This window comes from Rhizobium sp. ERR 942 (assembly GCF_007828395.1).
Taxonomy (GTDB): Bacteria; Pseudomonadota; Alphaproteobacteria; order Rhizobiales; family Rhizobiaceae; genus Rhizobium; species Rhizobium dioscoreae.
The window spans coordinates 416,153-433,453 of the sequence record NZ_VIUA01000004.1 but is presented as its reverse complement, the minus strand read 5'-3'; the positions used below and the strand labels follow the sequence as shown (position 1 = coordinate 433,453).

Sequence of the window (17,301 nt, the reverse complement as noted above, 5' to 3'; positions counted from 1 at the left end):
GTAGTTGAGAGACCTCCTGCTTGAACCGCTGGGGTGGCCCAGACTTCGAACAAGGAGGTTTTATGGATGAGCAGACGCTCTCGCATGCGACGTGGGACTGCAAGTATCACATTGTTTTTGGCAGCAAATACCGAACGAAAAGGCTGTACGGGGACGTACGGCGTGAGTTGGGAGAACTCTTACGTCGGCTGGCACAGCAGAAAGGCTGCCAGATCGAAGAGGGTCATTTGATGCCCGATCATGTGCATATGTTGATCTCGATCCCGCCGAAATATTCGGTTGCGCATATTGTCGGCTTTTTGAAGGGCAAGACAGCCCTTTATGTTGCCAACAAGTATGCGCGCAAGCGCCGCTACAAGGGTTATCACTTTTGGGCGCGCGGCTATTTCGTATCGACGACGGGCTACAATGAGCAGGTCGTCAGACAATATATCCGTCATCAGGAAAAGGCCGACAAAGCTTCCGACTTTGCCGACCTCTTCAATCGTAGCTACTAAGCGCTAACAATACCGCTTCTAGCGGTTCAAGCACAGCGTTTCAAACCTCCACCTCTGGTGGAGGTCATGACTTACGCAGGTGGAAAATCAGCGCTGGAGATTGACCAGCACGTCCAGCAGGTCGGAGCCCGTCTGGAACACCTTGGAGTTGGCCGTATAGCTCTTCTGCGCCTGAATCATGTCGGTGAGCTGGCCCGCCAGATCGACGTTGGAAGCTTCCAGCGAGTTCGACTGGATGTAGCCGAGACCGTTGCTGTTGGCGAAGCTGGTGACGGTCACGCCGGAGTCGGCGTTGGCCTGATAGACGTTGCCGCTCAAGAGCGTCAGCTTGTCAGGGCTTGCAACGGTTGCGAGCGGGATCTGGTAGATCGCCTTCGGATCCCCTTTCGCGTAGTTCGCGTAGACGACGCCGTTCTTGTCGATAGTGACGCCGGTGACTGCGGCTGCCGCCTGCCCGTTAGTCGAGCCGGTGGAAGCGAAATCGGATGCCTTTTGGGTCATCTTGGTCAGATCCATCGAGATCGTACCGCCCGTCTTCGGATCAACGATATTAAACACACCCTTATTATCGATCGACTGATTTCCATTCGCATCGAATGTCAGCTGAGTGGTCCCGACGGGCGCCGATGAGTAAGGGAATGAGCTGCTGCCCGATGTATTTGCATCGTCGTGGCGATAAACCGTTACTTCCCATTGGCCCGATGTTGGTGGGGTTGCGGTGGAATCCGCATCCGCTATTTTGGTGTAATAAACGTCATACATGACGCTGTTACCGAGCTTGTCATAGGCAACAACCGAGCTCTTCTGGGTGTCGGTCGTAACTGTTGCGGTATTCGAGCTACCGGTGTAACCGGTGCTCGGCAGCGCCACGGTCGAGCTGGCTGTGACGGTGGTTGCATTCGAATTGAGGTTGCCTGTGAAGCTGCCGGATGTCGAAGCTTCGTTGGCAAGACCGCTCTGATTGACGTTGATCGGCACCAGGCCGTCGAAGCCGTTGACGACGACAGCCGGCGCTCCAGAAGCATAGGAGTAGCCCATCAGCGTATAGCCAGCGGAGTTCACGAGGTTCCCGTTTGCATCCGGCGTAAAGTCGCCCGCGCGGGTCAGGACGGTCTTGCCGTCGGCGCCCTGCACGACGAAGAAGCCGGCGCCCTGGATCGACAAGTCGCTGCTCGACGAGGTGGAGACGGTGTCGCCCTGCTGCGAGACCGAATAGCTGACGTTGGTTTCGACGCTGCCGGAGTTATAGTTGCCGCCGCCCGAAGGGAGAATCAACGACGAAAAGCTGGTGCTCGCCGACTTGTAGCCCGTTGTATTGACGTTCGCGATGTTGTCCGACACGGTGCTAAGCTTATTTGCCTGCGCGTTCATGCCGGAAACTGCCGTTTTCATGCTACCAAAGATGCTCATTGGTTCCTCGCACGTTGCTGATGCGGGGATGGTAGCGTTAATGACTTGTGTGAAGCTGGCTTTTTGGCGTGCGCCGCCAGTTTGAATCAGTTCAAAACATTCGACGATGCTTGAGCCGGCGCGCGCTCCACATTCCCGATTCGTGGGGCTCAAGGCATGCGATCCGGTTCATATCCTGGACGGCGCGCTTCGCGTTCCGCGGAGACTGCGACACAGGTCTCGATGGCCAGCGTCTCGGACCGCAAGGCATCATGAACGGCTATCGCCTGCCAAAGATCCCTGCCAAAGATAATGCCCTGGCCCCATGTTGGGTATTCGAGCCGGTCGCGGCGGCGCCTTACGTCGCCGTATCAAGATCAGTCCGGATGATGTCGGCCGTTTTCTCATAATGGAGTTGCAGCAACCGCTCGGCCTCCACGGTATCCCGGTCGAGCACGGCTCCGAGGATACGCGCATGCTCATCATTGACCTTGCGCACGCGAAAGGCTTTGCGGATCGAAAGCGCTCGATACCGGTAGAGCCTATCGGCCAGCTGCTCGCAAAAGCCTATCAATGGCTTAGATCCACATCCCCCGATCAGCAGCGCATGAAAGGCGCGGTGAAGCCTTTCCCATTCCGGATTGTCCTCGAACTGCTCCGGGTTGAGTGAGCGCGGGGTGCGCTCCAACCGATGATGGGCGACCAGAAGCGCCTCTTCCCAGTCAGGCGTTGCATTCGCCATGGATTCCCGCAGGGCCAGCGTCTCCACCCAGCAGCGCGTTTTCGTCAGCTCATGCAATTCGTCCAGGCTGATGGGTTTGACGAAGAAGCCGCGCTGTTCCTTTCCGATGACGAGGTCCTCCGTCGTCAATCTGTTCAATGCCTCGCGCAACGGGGTCTGGCCGGCATCATAGTGCTCGATCAGGAAGCGGAGCTGAAGCTTTCGGCCGGGCTCCAGGCGCGTCGAGAGAATGTCGGCCTTCAGCCGCTCATAGATGCTGGTCGCCAATGTCGCGGGGCTTCCGGCCTCTTTCTTCAGCAGGTTGACGTTCATGGTGCTCTCTGGCTTGCAAATCACTTTTTATATACACGAGGAAGCAGCAGCGCAAAATTTATAAATTTTATCTTTACGTGGTAAAGTTTGTACATTATGACGGCTCTTATTGAGGGAGGGCTCCATGAGCGGAACGAAAAAGCGAGCGTCGGGCGCCTTTGCGAACGGCTGCGCTTGTTGCGGCATTGATATCCACTGTCACGTGGTGCCCGCACGTTTTCCGCTTGCGGCAGGGAATGCTCCCACCCGTGGCTGGCCCTCGATGGTTGCCGCGGATGCTTGTCACGCAACGGTCGTTATCGATGACAAGCCTTATCGCACGGTCAGCGATGCCTGCTGGGTGGCCGAACGGCGGCTGGAGGAGATGGACAGGACCGGTATCCGCATCCAGGCTCTGTCTCCCATGCCTGAGCTCTTCGGCTATTGGATCGAAAAGACCGCGGCCCACGACCTTGTCCGATACGTCAACGATGCGATCGCTGTGATGATCGGGCAGGGCCAGGGTCGTTTCGTTGGGCTCGGCGGCCTTCCTCTTCAGGATATTGATCTTGCGATTTCCGAGTTGCATCGCCTCGTCGGCGAACTCGGTTTTCGTGGCGTCGAGATCGGCAGCAATATCAATGACGTGCCTATCGGTGATCCTCGTTTCCATCCCTTTTTTGCGGAGGCGGAGAAGCTGAATGCCGCTGTCTTCGTGCACGCCGTGCGGCCGACCGGCATGGATCGTCTCGTTGGGCCAGCGCCGCTTCAGCAGGTGCTCGCCTATCCGACCGATGTCGGATTGGCGGCAGGATCCGTGATCACCGGCGGGTTGCTTCAGAAATTCCCGAAACTGCGGATCGCCTTCAGCCACGGCGGGGGCACGTTTGCCTCGCTGCTGCCGCGGCTGCAGCAGGGCTATTCGGCCTTCCCGGCGCTCAGCGAAATCACGCATGAGAGCCCTGCCGCGCAGGCGCGGCGTCTCTATGTGGATTCGTTGGTTTTCGATCCGGACATGCTACGCCGCCTTGTCGCCGTCTTCGGCGAAGATCGCATCATGATCGGCACCGACTATCCCTTCAATTTCCGCGAGAAAGAGCCCATCGCTGGCGTCGAGGAGGCGTTTGCGGATGCGAGTTTGCGCGAGCGCCTGACATTTGCGAATGCGCGCGCTTTCCTGGGTTTGGATGAGGTTTGATCCCATGACTGAATTTCCTGTCATCGCTTTGCGCAGCGTGGAACTGGGTACGCCCGATCTCGCGTCGTCTGTCGACTTTTATACCCGCGTCTGGGGCCTGGATGTCGTCGCCGAAGTGGAGGGCAAGGTTTTCCTGGCGGCAACGGGTGCTGATTTTCATGTGTTGGAGCTAAAGCAAAGCAACCGTTCGGAACTGCGCAAGATCAGTTTTCGCGTCGGTTCGGCTGAAGCGCTGGCGTCGCTGTTCGCAAAGACGGTTACCGCAGGCTGTGCTGTCCTGCGCGACATCGGACCCGCTGATGGTGCCGCCGGTGGCGAGCGTTTCGTCATCCGCGAGCCGCAAGGCGCCGTTCTGGAATTCGTGCACGGCGACCGCCGCAAGCATGGCCGCGTGGTTCCCAACCGGCCGGAACGTCTGGCGCATGTCAACATTAACAGCGCTGATATCGAGGCGCTTTCGAACTTCTATCGCAATGTCCTCGGCTTCCGCCTGACGGACCGGTCGAAGCTTATGGCTTTCCTGCGCTGCAACGACGACCATCATGCGGTCGTGCTGGCCGAGGCACCGGTCAATGGGCTGAACCATGTCGCCTTCCTGATGCCCGACCTCGAATCCGTCATGCGAGGTTCTGGTCGCGTCGTCGATCACGGCTATCCGATCGGCTGGGGCGTGGGCCGGCATGGGCCGGGCGACAACGTCTTTGCCTATTTCGTCGACCCGCAAGGCGTAGTGATCGAGTACACCGCCGAAGTCCTGCGGGTGGACGACTCCTATCGCGCCCGAGGACCCGAGGAATGGGTCTGGCCGCCCGGCCGAACCGATCACTGGGGCATTGCGCCTCCCAAAAGCGACGCCTGCAAGAAGGCACAGATTTCCATCGGCTTTTCCGGCGCCTGATGCGCCCAATAGACATTTGCAGAGGCATGCCCGTGACGAACGATAACGATATTTCGAACTCTTATGACGTGCTGGTGGTCGGCTTCGGCCCGGCTGGAGCCGTGGCCGCCGGCATGCTCGGCGCGCAAGGCCATTCCACGCTCGTCGTCGATCGGTTGACCGGTATCTATGACAAGCCGCGCGCTATCGCGCTCGACCACGAAATCCTGCGCCACTTCGACAATATGGGCATCGCCGACGAGGTGCTTCCCCATACCGCGCCGTTCACGGCCTCCCAGCACTTCGGCGCAGAGGGGCAGCTCATCCGTCGTATCGACATGGTGCCGGAACCGTATCCGCTCGGCTACACCCCGAGCATGGTGTTTACCCAGCCTCCGGTCGAAGCCGTGCTGAGACGGCATGCCGAAAGTTTCGACTGCGTGACGATAGAACTTGGCACGGAAATGGTCGATCTCGATCCTCAGGGGAATGAAGTGGTCGCGACGCTTCGGGATTCGTCCGGCGAGAGCCAGAGGATCACAGCGAGATATGTGATCGGCTGCGACGGGGCGTGGAGCCGTGTGCGTGAACTGTCGGGAATGAAGCTTAAGGATCTCGTCTTCGACGAGCCGTGGCTCGTAGTCGATGTGCAGGTACATGAAACCGCGCTGGGCAAGCTACCACAGACTTCGGCCCAGTTCTGCAATCCGGCGCGTCCGACCAGCTACATCATGGGGCCCAAAAATCACCGTCGCTGGGAAATCATGCTTCTGCCGGGTGAGGATCCACGCGAGATGGAAAAGCCCGACAATGTCTGGCGGCTGCTGTCGCCCTGGCTGGCGCCGGAAGACGGCGAGCTTTGGCGGGCCGCCGCCTATCGCTTTCATGCGCTGGTGGCCGACGAATGGCGGCGGGGGAAAGTCATGATCGCCGGCGATGCCGCGCATCAGCAGCCGCCCTTTATCGGCCAGGGCATGTGCCAGGGCCTGCGCGACGTTTCCAATCTCGTCTGGCGGCTCGACCGCATCCTGAAGGGGCAGTCTTCCGAAGCGCTGCTGGATACCTACACGGTGGAACGCAAGCGGCATGTGCAGACGCTGACCGGCAAGATCAAGGCGATTGGCCAGACGATCTGCGAACGCGATCCGGAAGCCGCCGCGGCGCGTGATGCCCGCATACTTGCCGAGGGCGGCGGTCGGCCTCTTACCATTACCCGGCAGGAAATCGTCCCGCCCATCGAGGATGGGCTGATCGCCGAAGAAGGCACGCCGGCGCGAGGATTGTTGTTCCCGCAGCCGGCAATCGTCGAAGACCCCGCTCCGCGCTTGATGGATGCCTTTACCGGAGCGCAATGGCGGCTTGTGCTCGACGGCCGCCGGATCGGGATGGCGGAAGGACAGGCGCTCGCCGACGCGATCGACGGCATCGTGGTGAAGGCTGTTGTGCCTCAAGGCGATAATGCAGCCGATCCGGCCGCGCTCCGAGAAAGGGATGGCGTGCTTTCGGCCTGGTTCGAACGGCATGAAGCGATCGCTGCGCTCGTACGTCCTGACCACTATGTCTTTGGCGCCGCAGGCAACCTCGAGGCGCTTCGCCAGCAGATCGCGGACCTGCGCGCTCGCCTTGCCTGAGTCCCGCATCGGCAATCGCAGTTTTCTTTGAAGTTCTGGGAGGAACATATGTCTGAACCAACCATCGATACCGTCAGCAAATGGCGACCTTTTGCCGTCCTTATCCTGCTTTTCCTGTTCCAGACGCTGAACTTCTTCGACAAGCTCGTCTTCGGCCTTTCCGCGGTGTCGATCATGAAGGACCTCGGTATTTCGCCACAGCAGTTCGGCCTGATCGGCAGCAGCTTCTTTCTGCTGTTCTCGATTTCGGGCGTTCTTGTCGGTCTCTTCATGATCGGTCGTGTCCCCGTCAAATGGATCCTTGTCATTCTGGCGGCAATCTGGTCGATCGCGCAGATCCCGATCTATTTTACCAGCTCGGTGACGGTTCTGGTCGCCTGCCGCATTTTGCTCGGCCTCGGCGAGGGACCTGGGCTGCCGACGGCATTGCATGCCTGCCATAACTGGTTCAGCCCGCAAAAGCGCAGCGTGCCGAGCGCCGTCGTGTTGCAGGGCATCAGTGTCGGCTTGCTCGCCGGTGGGCCGATCCTGACCTATGTCATCGTCAATTACGGCTGGCGTTCGGGCTTCCTGTTCTGCGGGCTGATCGGTGTTGCCTGGATCATCGCCTGGCTGCTCATCGGCGGCGAAGGGCCGCATGCCGTCGCGGAAAATGAAAAGGCGCGCGCCGTAGTGGGCGAGACCCCGATCCCAGCCCGCAAACTCTGGCTCGACCCGACCGTGATCGGTGTCATCATCATGTCGACCATGTCTTACTGGATCGTCGGCATGTCGGCCACGTGGCTGCCGCCCTTCCTGCAGCAGGGCCTTGGCTATTCGCAGACCGAAACCGGCTCGATCATTTCGGCCGTCTATATCTTCCAGTCGCCGCTGTTGCTGGTTGGTTCATGGATCGCGCAGCGCATGCTTCAGAAGGGCGCCAGCAAACGCGCTTCCCTCGGCAGCGCTTCTGGCTATGCGCTTCTCGTCAGTGGATTGGCGCTGATCGCCTCGGTTCATGTCAGTGGTCCATTGCAACTGGCGCTGATCGCGATCGCTTTCGCTGCTCCAAGTCTGACCACGATATACGGCCCGATCACGCTCGGTAGCGTCGCGCCGGCTGTCCAGCGCGGCCGGCTGATCGTCGTGATCTATTCGGCGAATGCGGTGTCCGCACTCGCATCCAACGCCGTCACCGGCATGATCGTGCAGGCAGCCGGACCCGATCATGTCGCGGCCGGCTATGCAAACGCCATGCTGTTCACGGCCGCGATCCTCATCATTGGCGCAATTTCCGCCTTCGCGCTGATCTTCCCGGATCGCACCATCGAGCGCTTCGGCAAGTTAACGCGCTTCACCGATCAAATGCAGCGGGTGTGAACGCGCCCGTCGCCCAGTCCGACCCCCTAAAGGAGCAAGAACCATGAGACTGTCCACCGTCAAGATCGCCGGCTGCACGACCTGGGGCGTCATCGAGGACGATCGCTTCCTCGATGCCGGCGCGGTTCTCGCGTCACGCTATGCCGATCTCAAATCGGCTGTGGCCGGCGACCTTGCCGGCGTTGCCGAGGCCGCTGGTTCCGCCGCCGCCACGCCGCTAGGTGACGTCGAATGGCTGCCGGTCATTCCCAATCCCGACAAGATCCTCTGCGTTGGGCTGAACTATGAAATGCATCGCAAGGAGACGGGGCGTGCGGAGGTGGAAAACCCGACGATCTTTGCCCGCTATGCCAATAGCCAGACGGGCCATCTCGCCCCGATCGTGCGCCCGAGGGTCTCGACGGAACTTGATTTCGAAGGCGAGCTGGCGGTCATCATCGGCAAATCGGGCCGTTACATCACCCGCGATGAGGCCATGGGATACGTTGCTGGCTATGCCTGCTACAATGACGGCAGCGTGCGTGATTTCCAGCGTCATACGCATCAGTTCACACCGGGCAAGAACTTTCCCGACACCGGCGCTTTCGGGCCTTGGATGATGACGCCGGACGAACTTGGTCCGCTGCCCGATCTTCGCATTCAGACGCGCCTCAATGGGACCGTCGTGCAGGATGCGACCTTCGGCCAAATGATTTTCGATATCGCCCGGCAGATCGAATATTGCTCCAGCTTCACACGGCTGGAACCGGGCGACGTCATCGTCAGTGGCACACCGGGCGGGGTTGGCGCCAAGCGGCAGCCGCCGCTGTGGATGAAGCAGGGAGACGTCGTGGAGGTGGAGATCGACAGGCTCGGCATTCTTAGCAACCCGGTCGTTGATGAACTAGGTTAGTATATGCTTACAGTTTGCGGTTGCGAACTGATGGGCATCGACGGGCCGACAGGTGCCGCCAAAGTACATGAGGCGGCACGGTTTGCCCCCTTTAATTTGTCGGGATCGATTGAAATTCTTTGGGGAGGGATGCCGTGAAACAGTTCATTGCCTTATGTGCGGCCGTATCGTTGCTCGCTTCAACGGCTTTGTCGCAGGAGCAGCCGGCGCTTTCGGCCCGCGTCGCCAAGACGCTGACCATTGACGGGCTTTCCTTCAAGGATCTCAATCGCAATGGCAAACTTGATCCTTATGAGGACTGGCGCCTCCCGGCTGCCGAGCGGGCGGCCAATCTCATCAGTCAGATGACGCTAGAGGAGAAGGCCGGCCTCATGATGCATGGCACGGCTCCATCCGCCGGTCCCGGTTCCGGGATGGGGGTCGGGACCGAATATGATCTTGCACGCGCCAAGGAGATGATCGACGGGCGCAAGGTCGTGACCTTCATAACGCGATTGGCGGGCGATGCCGCCCTATTGGCCGAGCAGAACAACAAGCTTCAGGAGATCGCGGAAGCTGGCCGGCTTGGGATTCCAGCGACGATCAGCACCGATCCGCGCAATCATTTCCAATTCGTACTCGGCGCGAGTGTTTCGGCCGGCGGATTCTCGAAATGGCCCGAGACCTTAGGGTTGGCGGCCATAGGCGATCCATCGCTCGTTCGCCGTTTCGGCGACATTGTCCGTCAGGAATACCGCGCCGTCGGCATACAGGAAGCATTGTCTCCGCAAGTGGATCTTGCCAGCGAGCCGCGCTGGCCACGCACCAACGGTACGTTCGGCGAGGATGCGCAACTTTCCAAATCCATGGCGGAAGCCTATGTGGCGGGGTTTCAAAACGGCGAGAACGGCATCAACAAGGACAGTGTCGTCGCCGTGGCCAAACACTGGGTCGGCTACGGTGCGGCAAAAGACGGTTATGACAGCCACAACGCCTATGGACGCCACGCGACCTTTCCAGGCAACAATTTTGCCGAACATCTCATTCCGTTTGAGGGAGCTTTCAAGGCGAAGGTCGGCGGCGTCATGCCGACATATTCGATCCTTGACGGTGTGACGCTCGGCGGCAAGCTGCTGGAGCCGGTGGGCGCGGGATACAGCAAGCAGCTTCTGACCGATCTGCTGCGTGGCCAATACGGCTTCCAGGGTGTCGTTCTCAGCGATTGGCTGATCACCAACGACTGCAAGGGGACTTGCCTGGATGGCGAGAAGCCGGGCGTAAAGCCGACTTTGAACGAGGAAACCTTCGGCATGCCTTGGGGCGTGGAGGATTTGAGCCGTGTCGACCGCTTTGCCAAGGCCGTCAATGCCGGCGTCGATCAGTTCGGCGGTGTCACTTCTTCCGATCTTCTCGTTCAGGCGGTGAAGGAAGGAAAGATCAAGCAACAGCGCATCGATCAATCCGCAACTCGTATCCTTGTCCAGAAATTCGAGCAGGGCCTTTTTGAAAATCCCTATGTCGAACCGCAAAAGGCGCACGTGATTGTTGGCAATGGGGCATTTGCTGCGGAGGCAACCGCCGCTCAAAGCCGCGCCATGGTCTTGCTCGACAATAAGGCTGGCCTGCTGCCTGTGACGCCAGGCAAAAAGGTGTTCCTGTACGGCGTTGATGCAAAAATCGTGTCGGCACGCGGCTTTACCGTGGTGACGGACGCCAAGGATGCCGATTTTGCGGTGATGCGTCTCAGCGCGCCCTATCAGCAGCCTCATATGAACTATTTCTTCGGTTCCCGTCAGCAGGAAGGCGATTTGGATTTCAAGGACGGCAATGCCGATTTCGAGACGTTCAAGGAAACGGCGAAACAGGTTCCGACGGTTGTCTCCATCTATCTGGCCCGTCCGGCAATCCTCACCGGCATACGCGAGCATGCCGCTGCAATCCTCGCCAATTTCGGCGCAAGCGACACAGCCTTGTTCGATGTGATCGAGGGCAAGCGGAAAGCTGAAGGCAGGCTGCCTTTCGAGCTTCCTTCATCGATGGAAGAGGTGCGCGCGCAGAAATCCGATGTGCCGCACGACACATCCCGCCCGCTTTATCCGATCGGTTATCGCATGCAGTACTGATATCGGGCCGGTCCGACCTGGTTTGACAAATCGGCCCGATAGGTCATCAGCAGCCGGCGAAGCTGTTGATCGATCTGGCAATGGTAATATCGAGTTCGCGCATTTGGTCTCCCATCGCGTCTCGATGGGACGCGCCAGCTCAATGATATCTGCCCGAAGCCACCATGGGAGCTATAAGCAGGCGGTTCAAGCCCTTTTGAGACACTCTCTGAAAGACAGCGGAATGAGATCGGCCATGGGCGAAAAAGTCGCGCCAGCGACAATGGTGCTGTCGGTTCGATCCATTCGGCGATCCGATCATCGTTGTTGCGGGTTGCCGCGGGACCGATTGTTGACCTTGACCTTCCTATTCCTTGTAAGATCGTGAAGGTTTGGGAGCTATGTCGCTCTTGCACTGGGGACGACCAGGCTGACGTGACACGCTGGAATTCCGTGTCGGCCGGTCAGATGCGCTGCCGCCGACGCATCGGAAGGCCTTGATGCTTGATCGCCTCCGTCGGCCCCATTCTGGTGGCGCCCTGACCGACGCCTCGAGAAAGCACTCGAAACCAGGGTTCTTCAGCTTTACGTCAGTCAAAGAGACTATTTTCCCAGATAAACAACACGCCGCGGCTGTATGCACGTGTCGGCGGCGTCGGAGCGTTGAATTTGAATCTTGTTCTTAGGCGCTCGTCGTCCGTGGCGTCCGTCCCCGGATACGAGCCTGGCGGCTTCACCTATCGCCGCGATATCGACGGCCTGCGCGCCCTGGCGATCCTTCCGGTCGTTCTCTATCACACCAGCATCCCGGGGTTTGGCGGCGGCTTCGTCGGCGTTGATATATTCTTCGTCATTTCCGGCTTCCTGATGGCATCACTGATTTCCAAGGAAATCGCGACGGGCGAATTCAGTCTCGTCCGATTCTATGAGCGCCGTATCCGGCGGATTTTTCCGGCATTGTTCGCTGTCCTGGCCACGTCTTCGGTCGCGGCATGGTTCCTGCTGATGCCAGCCGAATTTGCCTATTTCGCGCGTAGCTTGAAGGCGGCCGCCCTGTTCACATCGAATATCCAATTCGACAAGGAGAGCGGATACTTCGATATCGGCGCGCAAATGAAGCCGCTGCTGCACACTTGGTCCTTGGCGGTCGAGGAGCAGTTCTACATTCTGTTTCCCTTGCTGTTATTGGTCCTAAACCGGTTTGCGCGACGGTATATCGCATCGATCCTGGCTGGATTGCTGGCCGTGTCTTTCGCAGCGGTCACATGGACGCTGTTCCGGTCGCAGCCCGACGCATTTTATCTGCTGCAATTTCGCGCCTGGGAGCTGCTCCTAGGAGCGATGCTGGCCTTCGGTGTCCTACCGATGCCAAAGCGACCCCAGGTGCGAGCCGGATTGGCCTGCGCCGGTGTGCTTTTGATCGCGATCGCCGTCTTCGGCTTTAGCGAGCGGGCACTCTTCCCCGGGCCGGCAGCTCTGCTACCCTGTCTTGGCGCGGCACTGGTGATCCATGCGCGAGACGAGCTCGGGCCAGCGAGCAGAGTTCTACGATCGCGGCCAATGGTCTTCGTTGGGTTGATCTCCTACTCGCTTTATCTCTGGCATTGGCCGCTCATCGTCTTCAGCCGCGAGGTGACGGGACGGGAGCTTTCGCTGATGCAGGGCGGCCTGATCGTGCTGGCGTCGCTCGCCATGTCCATCATCTCATGGCGCTTCATCGAGCGGCCGTTCCGTGGACGCGGCAGCCTGGTAAAGCGCTCGCCGTTATTTGCTGGGGCACTGACCGTCGTGATCGCCGCTGCCGGATTGGGAGACTATGTCGCCAATCACGGCGGTGTACCCGGTCGACTGCCGGCGGATGTGCAGCGGGTTTATGCTTCCACTTACGATCAGAGCCGCTTCAGCCTACCGCCGTGCTTTGCTGAATCCGACACGGCAGGGCGTCCTGCTGCGGATATTCGTGCGGGCAAGCTTTGTCCGCTTGGGCCGGAGGAGGCGGCGAAACCCACTTTTCTCGTTTGGGGCGATTCCCATTCCGGCGCCATGGCGCCCGCCATCGATGCGGCGGCGAGGCAGGTTGGGATCAGCGGCCTATTCGCAGGCCATTCGTCGTGCCCGCCTTTGCCAGATGTTCAGCTCACACCGCGCGGTGATACCGAGCTTTGCGGCGATTTCAACGGCGCGGTGCTCGATCTGATTAAGGCCCAGCATATTCCACTGGTTTTCCTGGTGGCCTATTGGCCCAAATATGTCCACGATGCCGAAATGCCCAATGAGGGGCCGTATTTCGATGCTTCCGTGCAGCCTCCAGTGGAGGATCGATCGGCGTCGGTCGTCCAATCGATGGACCGCCTGATTGCCGATCTGACTAGTCAGGGCATCAAGGTCGTGCTGGTCTCGGATGTCCCCGAAATGGGGCGCTATATGCCGGAGGCCGTCGCCAAGGCGATGATGCAAGGCACGTCAACGGAGGTTGCTCCCCCCTTGGAGTATATCGAGAAGAGGCAGGCGCTCTCGCATGTGATCCTGAGCCGTGTGGCTGCGAAATATGGTGCAACGATCATCGATCCGCTTCCAGCCATCTGCGGCAGCGATCGTTGCGATGCCGTGCGAAACGGTCTGCCGCTTTATAAGGATGCCGATCATCTCACAGCGACGTTCGCGGCGACCTTGAGCTCGCTCTACGTCCCCGTGCTGTCCGAAGCTCGTCAATCGCTGCGGGCGACCTTGGATTCCTCCGGAAAGTGAGTGGGACGAGAATGTATTTCGTTTCCACGGCTGACTCATGCTGCCGGCGTACGGGGGCAGGGAGGACCGATTGGTCGATCCGTATCGGCAGCCTCTCCCGAAGAAGGATTGGCTGCCGTAGCTGGCGATACAGCGAAATCGATTATATGGCGTTCCTCTAACTGTCCGATCCTGCAGCGCGTAATGCGAATGCTCATACAGCCAAGAAGATGGCCATAAGTGCGACATGGATGGCGGTCGGAGCGGTTCGAATGTCGGGTTTGGCGCTACGCCAGCGAAATCAGAGACTTGTCGCCAGTGCCTCCATCCAGATCGCGACGGCTGCTGCGCCACCGTCTTGGGTGCCGAGAGCTCTTTCGCCAAGATAGCTCGCGCGGCCGAGTTTCGGTACCATATCCGCCGTGCGGCGTGCGCCTTCGGCCGCGGCGGAGGCTGCCTGCTTCCAGGCCTCGGCGGCGGCCACCTTGACGCCGGCTGCCTTGAGCGCTCGCAAGGCCGGATCAAGCGCATCGAGCATGGTGCGGTCACCCGGCTTTGCTCCCCCGATCTCGCTGATGGCAGCAATACCGATCGCGAGGGCGGCGCGAAAATCTTCAGGCGAGAAACGATTGTGCTCGCCGAGATGGCGCCCAGCCCGCGTCAACGCGATTGCATAGAAGGGCCCGGAGCTTCCGGCGATCGCCCGCCGTAGCGCATTGCCGATTGCGACCAGCGCGTTGGCGGGGTTGATCCAGGCGCTTTCGGGCAGGGCGCGAATGGCTTCGGCGCCACGAAGCATGCTCGCGCCGAGATCGCCGTCGCCTGCCTTGCTGTCGAGCTCGGTCAGATGGGCTTCGGCCGCCTCCAGCGCATCACAGACGGCGAGACCGATGCGGCGCAAATCGTGAGGGTCGAACCGGCCCGCATCGCCGAGCGGAGCTTCGCTCTCCGGCATGTTCGGCACCCGCACGATATGGGGTGCTTCCGAGATCGCGCCGCCCCGCGGCCACGCGGTCGCGGACGTATCGGCATCCAGCAGTTCGATATCGCCCTCGTCCAGGTTCAGGAGTGAAATCGAGCAACCCGGCATTTCGAGCGCCGTCAGGAAATTGCCGCTCCAGGCCCGTTCGATCCTGAGACCACGAGAACGCAGCGATGCGATCGCGCGACGGGTGACGACCGCCAGCTCCATGGGCGGCGTTGCTCCGAGCCCATTGATGAGCAATGCGACCCTGGAACCTAACGCAAGCTGCATGTCCGTGACGATCTGCCCGATGATCCTGTCGGTGATGGCGTCCGCAGGCAGATGTTTCGTGCGCTCGACGCCCTTTTCGCCATGGATGCCGAGGCCAAGTTCGATTTCGTCATCAGCGAGCGTGAAACCGGCCTTGCCGGCGGCCGGCACGATGCAGGCACCGAGCGCTACGCCCATTGTGCCGAGTCGCGACGCGGCCGACCGAGCGATGGCGGCAACCTCCTTCAGGCTCTTGCCGCTCGCCGCGGCCGCGCCCGCGATCTTATGGACAAGTACCGTTCCGGCGATGCCGCGGCGGCGCTCACGCGGCACGAGACCGGAAAGCGCCACATCGTCCGCCACGACGACGAGCTCGGTCGGGATTCCCTCGATAGCGGCGAGTTCTCCGGCAAGGCCGAAATTCAAGCGGTCGCCGGTATAATTCTTCACGATCAGCAGCGCGCCGGCGGGGCCGGCGCTGGCGCGAATGGCGGCAAGCACGGCATCGACGCTCGGCGAGGTGAAGACCTCGCCGGTAACAGCCGCGGTCAACATGCCAGGCCCGACATACCCGGCATGGGCCGGTTCATGGCCGGCGCCGCCGCCCGAGATCAGGGCGACCGCCCGGTCCGCGATCGCGGGTAGGTCGGCGCGCAGGATGACATTCTCCGTGTCGAGCAGCGCAAGGCCGGGCGCGAGGGCGACAATGCCCTCCAGCATTTCCCGCACCACGTCAGCGGGTCGATTGATAAGTTTCTTCATTATCCTTCATCCTATTGCTGCTTGCACGGAAGCGCTTTCAGTCGCTTCGCACCTTCCTCGATGAGCGCCAGGATCAACGGCAAAACACATGTGTCGCAATCTTCCCCCCAGGCCCGAAAACCGAGCCCGGTGCGACCCTCACGCCTGCCTTCTCCAGGATCCTGCGCGCCATATCATAGCTGCAAGACGCGCACGTTCGCCAGCTATCGAGTTTCGATCCGATGATTTCGCGCCCACGCGTCGATCGAGCGATGTACACGGCTTTGTCGACTGCTATGGCGCCAGCATATCGGCGAGCGCATGCCGCATGGATTCGCTCGAAATGCCGAAGAGACCGCCATAGGGAAGGTCGAGATCCAAGATGACAAACATGACGCTCGCCACCGAAATGATGGCGACGGTGACAATGGAGCCGGTGAGCGGGTTTCTGGGGGCCTGAAGACCAAAGCTTAGGAATACCAGCATAAGCCAGAAGATCAGGACACCAAGAAACGGTGCCGAAAGCGAGCCGTGCGCGTCCTCGATCACGGTCCATCGCGCCGCCAGGAGATCACTGAAGAGCTGATTACAACGGGTCACGAGCAACTGATGCAAGGGATCGGTGGGCCGCTCGCGGGCAATGCCGAGACCCATATCATTGAGAATTGCTCCAAGAACGGGCGCTTCGCCAGTCAAAGGCAATTTTGATATGTCGGGATATGTCACCCCCGCTGGAACTGGCTCACCTGGCCATGTGCTGGCAATGACGGCGGTTGTGTAGCCGCGCAGAAGTTGTCGCTCATGATCCAATGCCGGGCCGTAATTCCTCAGACAGCGGTCCATCTCTGCCAGGCTGGCGGCGTAGCGGTTGCGATCGTGAGACGCCGTTGTGAATGCGTTCAGCTCCGATGCCAGGAGCAAGCTCATGACGAGTGCGGCAAAGGTGACAAGAAGGGCTGTAACGACCCGGAGAAAGTCCATCGTCTCGTTGCCGCGATGCGGGGCGGGTAATCTCGCGCGCAATATCGAACCGAGCGCGGCGCTAAACACGAGGAGAATAAACAAAGCCAGCGTCCACACCGCTTCGCGCTGCATCGAAAAATGCTCCTGCTCCATATGGCCGTTGATTATGTCATGTATATCGAGGAAGCGGGAGGATAAAAGCTCCATCCTTTCACGGGTGTTCGCATAGCCCAGCAGGCCGGTATCCCTTGCAGCCGGGGGAGTTTTGAAATCAGCTATGCGACAAGTTGGCAGAATGGGTCAGGTGCATACCGCGATGCAAACGGACAGCCAGATCAAGGCGACCCCAAGTGCCAACGCGCGCCTGGCACCGACAACTTTCTCCGCCTCTTCTTCCGCTACCGGCGTCGTTACGATCCAGGGCACGGAGCCGAGAGCCGCGAATCCGATAATGGCTAAGGCCACGACGAAATAATCGGATATGCGCCAAGGCCCCTGCTCATACACTCCCCAATAGCCCAGAAAGGCCATTCCCACTGCAAACATCGTCGCGGACGCCGAGCAAAGCCCCGTGACGGCGCCCGCGGGTGCCCGCAACTTGCTTTTTTCCGGTGTTGACCCGTTCATGACGCCATATCCACGACGGCAAGTCGCCTCTCCGCATATATGTCAGGAATTG

At 60.0% G+C, this 17,301-nt stretch carries 13 protein-coding genes; 8 read left to right on the top strand and 5 right to left on the bottom strand.

Features of this window, described 5'->3' with window-relative positions:
- The first annotated feature begins 62 nt into the window (after positions 1-62).
- On the top strand, positions 63-497 hold the full coding sequence (gene tnpA / locus FBZ97_RS18875) for an IS200/IS605 family transposase (protein ID WP_145321656.1): 435 nt from the start codon (positions 63-65) through the stop codon (positions 495-497).
- Positions 498-584: 87 nt separating this feature from the next.
- Here tnpA and FBZ97_RS18870 read toward each other — a convergent pair whose 3' ends face one another.
- Both FBZ97_RS18870 and FBZ97_RS18865 read right to left on the bottom strand, forming a co-directional pair.
- Entirely contained in the window at positions 585-1,907 is a 1,323-nt protein-coding gene (locus FBZ97_RS18870; RefSeq protein WP_113331718.1) for a flagellar hook protein FlgE, read from the bottom strand.
- Positions 1,908-2,244: 337 nt separating this feature from the next.
- Entirely contained in the window at positions 2,245-2,940 is a 696-nt protein-coding gene (locus FBZ97_RS18865; RefSeq protein WP_113353416.1) for a GntR family transcriptional regulator, read from the bottom strand.
- A gap of 124 nt (positions 2,941-3,064) precedes the next feature.
- Between FBZ97_RS18865 and FBZ97_RS18860 the strand changes: the two genes are divergently transcribed.
- The 7 genes from FBZ97_RS18860 to FBZ97_RS18830 all read left to right on the top strand — a co-directional run bounded on the left by FBZ97_RS18860 (position 3,065) and on the right by FBZ97_RS18830 (position 13,705).
- Complete coding sequence (locus tag FBZ97_RS18860) at positions 3,065-4,117, top strand: amidohydrolase family protein (RefSeq protein WP_145321235.1); 1,053 nt, start codon at positions 3,065-3,067, stop codon at positions 4,115-4,117.
- Between the two features lie 4 nt (positions 4,118-4,121).
- Positions 4,122-5,015 (top strand): VOC family protein, encoded by an 894-nt coding sequence (locus FBZ97_RS18855; RefSeq protein ID WP_145321237.1) that lies wholly within the window; start codon positions 4,122-4,124, stop codon positions 5,013-5,015.
- Between the two features lie 26 nt (positions 5,016-5,041).
- Positions 5,042-6,625: a bifunctional 3-(3-hydroxy-phenyl)propionate/3-hydroxycinnamic acid hydroxylase gene (locus FBZ97_RS18850; protein WP_145321239.1), complete on the top strand. Its 1,584-nt coding sequence runs from the start codon at positions 5,042-5,044 to the stop codon at positions 6,623-6,625.
- A gap of 48 nt (positions 6,626-6,673) precedes the next feature.
- On the top strand, positions 6,674-7,984 hold the full coding sequence (locus tag FBZ97_RS18845; protein WP_113353413.1) for an MFS transporter: 1,311 nt from the start codon (positions 6,674-6,676) through the stop codon (positions 7,982-7,984).
- A gap of 43 nt (positions 7,985-8,027) precedes the next feature.
- The gene (locus tag FBZ97_RS18840; RefSeq protein WP_145321241.1) at positions 8,028-8,876 is read left to right on the top strand and encodes a fumarylacetoacetate hydrolase family protein; all 849 of its coding nucleotides are present in this window, start codon (positions 8,028-8,030) and stop codon (positions 8,874-8,876) included.
- A gap of 134 nt (positions 8,877-9,010) precedes the next feature.
- Complete coding sequence (locus FBZ97_RS18835) at positions 9,011-10,978, top strand: glycoside hydrolase family 3 N-terminal domain-containing protein (RefSeq protein WP_145321243.1); 1,968 nt, start codon at positions 9,011-9,013, stop codon at positions 10,976-10,978.
- Positions 10,979-11,626: 648 nt separating this feature from the next.
- The gene (locus FBZ97_RS18830) at positions 11,627-13,705 is read left to right on the top strand and encodes an acyltransferase family protein (RefSeq protein WP_145321246.1); all 2,079 of its coding nucleotides are present in this window, start codon (positions 11,627-11,629) and stop codon (positions 13,703-13,705) included.
- Between the two features lie 280 nt (positions 13,706-13,985).
- Here FBZ97_RS18830 and FBZ97_RS18825 read toward each other — a convergent pair whose 3' ends face one another.
- From FBZ97_RS18825 to FBZ97_RS18815, 3 genes are all read right to left on the bottom strand, one after another.
- Positions 13,986-15,680, bottom strand: a complete 1,695-nt coding sequence (locus FBZ97_RS18825; RefSeq protein WP_145321248.1) for a dihydroxyacetone kinase family protein — start codon at positions 15,678-15,680, stop codon at positions 13,986-13,988.
- A 273-nt stretch (positions 15,681-15,953) separates the two neighbouring features.
- A complete protein-coding gene (locus FBZ97_RS18820) occupies positions 15,954-16,754 on the bottom strand; it encodes a hypothetical protein (RefSeq protein WP_113353584.1) in 801 nt (266 codons plus the stop codon).
- Between the two features lie 168 nt (positions 16,755-16,922).
- Positions 16,923-17,249: a hypothetical protein gene (locus tag FBZ97_RS18815; protein WP_145321250.1), complete on the bottom strand. Its 327-nt coding sequence runs from the start codon at positions 17,247-17,249 to the stop codon at positions 16,923-16,925.
- Between the last annotated feature and the right edge of the window lie 52 nt (positions 17,250-17,301).

Coding starts and splice junctions, on each gene's coding strand:
- FBZ97_RS18860 (WP_145321235.1), top strand. CDS start 3,065: ATGAGCGGAACGAAAAAGCGAGCGTCGGGCGCCTTTGCGAACGGCTGC.
- FBZ97_RS18845 (WP_113353413.1), top strand. CDS start 6,674: ATGTCTGAACCAACCATCGATACCGTCAGCAAATGGCGACCTTTTGCC.
- FBZ97_RS18870 (WP_113331718.1), bottom strand. CDS start 1,907: ATGAGCATCTTTGGTAGCATGAAAACGGCAGTTTCCGGCATGAACGCG.
- FBZ97_RS18855 (WP_145321237.1), top strand. CDS start 4,122: ATGACTGAATTTCCTGTCATCGCTTTGCGCAGCGTGGAACTGGGTACG.
- FBZ97_RS18825 (WP_145321248.1), bottom strand. CDS start 15,680: ATGAAGAAACTTATCAATCGACCCGCTGACGTGGTGCGGGAAATGCTG.
- FBZ97_RS18820 (WP_113353584.1), bottom strand. CDS start 16,754: ATGCAGCGCGAAGCGGTGTGGACGCTGGCTTTGTTTATTCTCCTCGTG.
- FBZ97_RS18840 (WP_145321241.1), top strand. CDS start 8,028: ATGAGACTGTCCACCGTCAAGATCGCCGGCTGCACGACCTGGGGCGTC.
- FBZ97_RS18850 (WP_145321239.1), top strand. CDS start 5,042: ATGCCCGTGACGAACGATAACGATATTTCGAACTCTTATGACGTGCTG.
- FBZ97_RS18865 (WP_113353416.1), bottom strand. CDS start 2,940: ATGAACGTCAACCTGCTGAAGAAAGAGGCCGGAAGCCCCGCGACATTG.
- tnpA (WP_145321656.1), top strand. CDS start 63: ATGGATGAGCAGACGCTCTCGCATGCGACGTGGGACTGCAAGTATCAC.
- FBZ97_RS18815 (WP_145321250.1), bottom strand. CDS start 17,249: ATGAACGGGTCAACACCGGAAAAAAGCAAGTTGCGGGCACCCGCGGGC.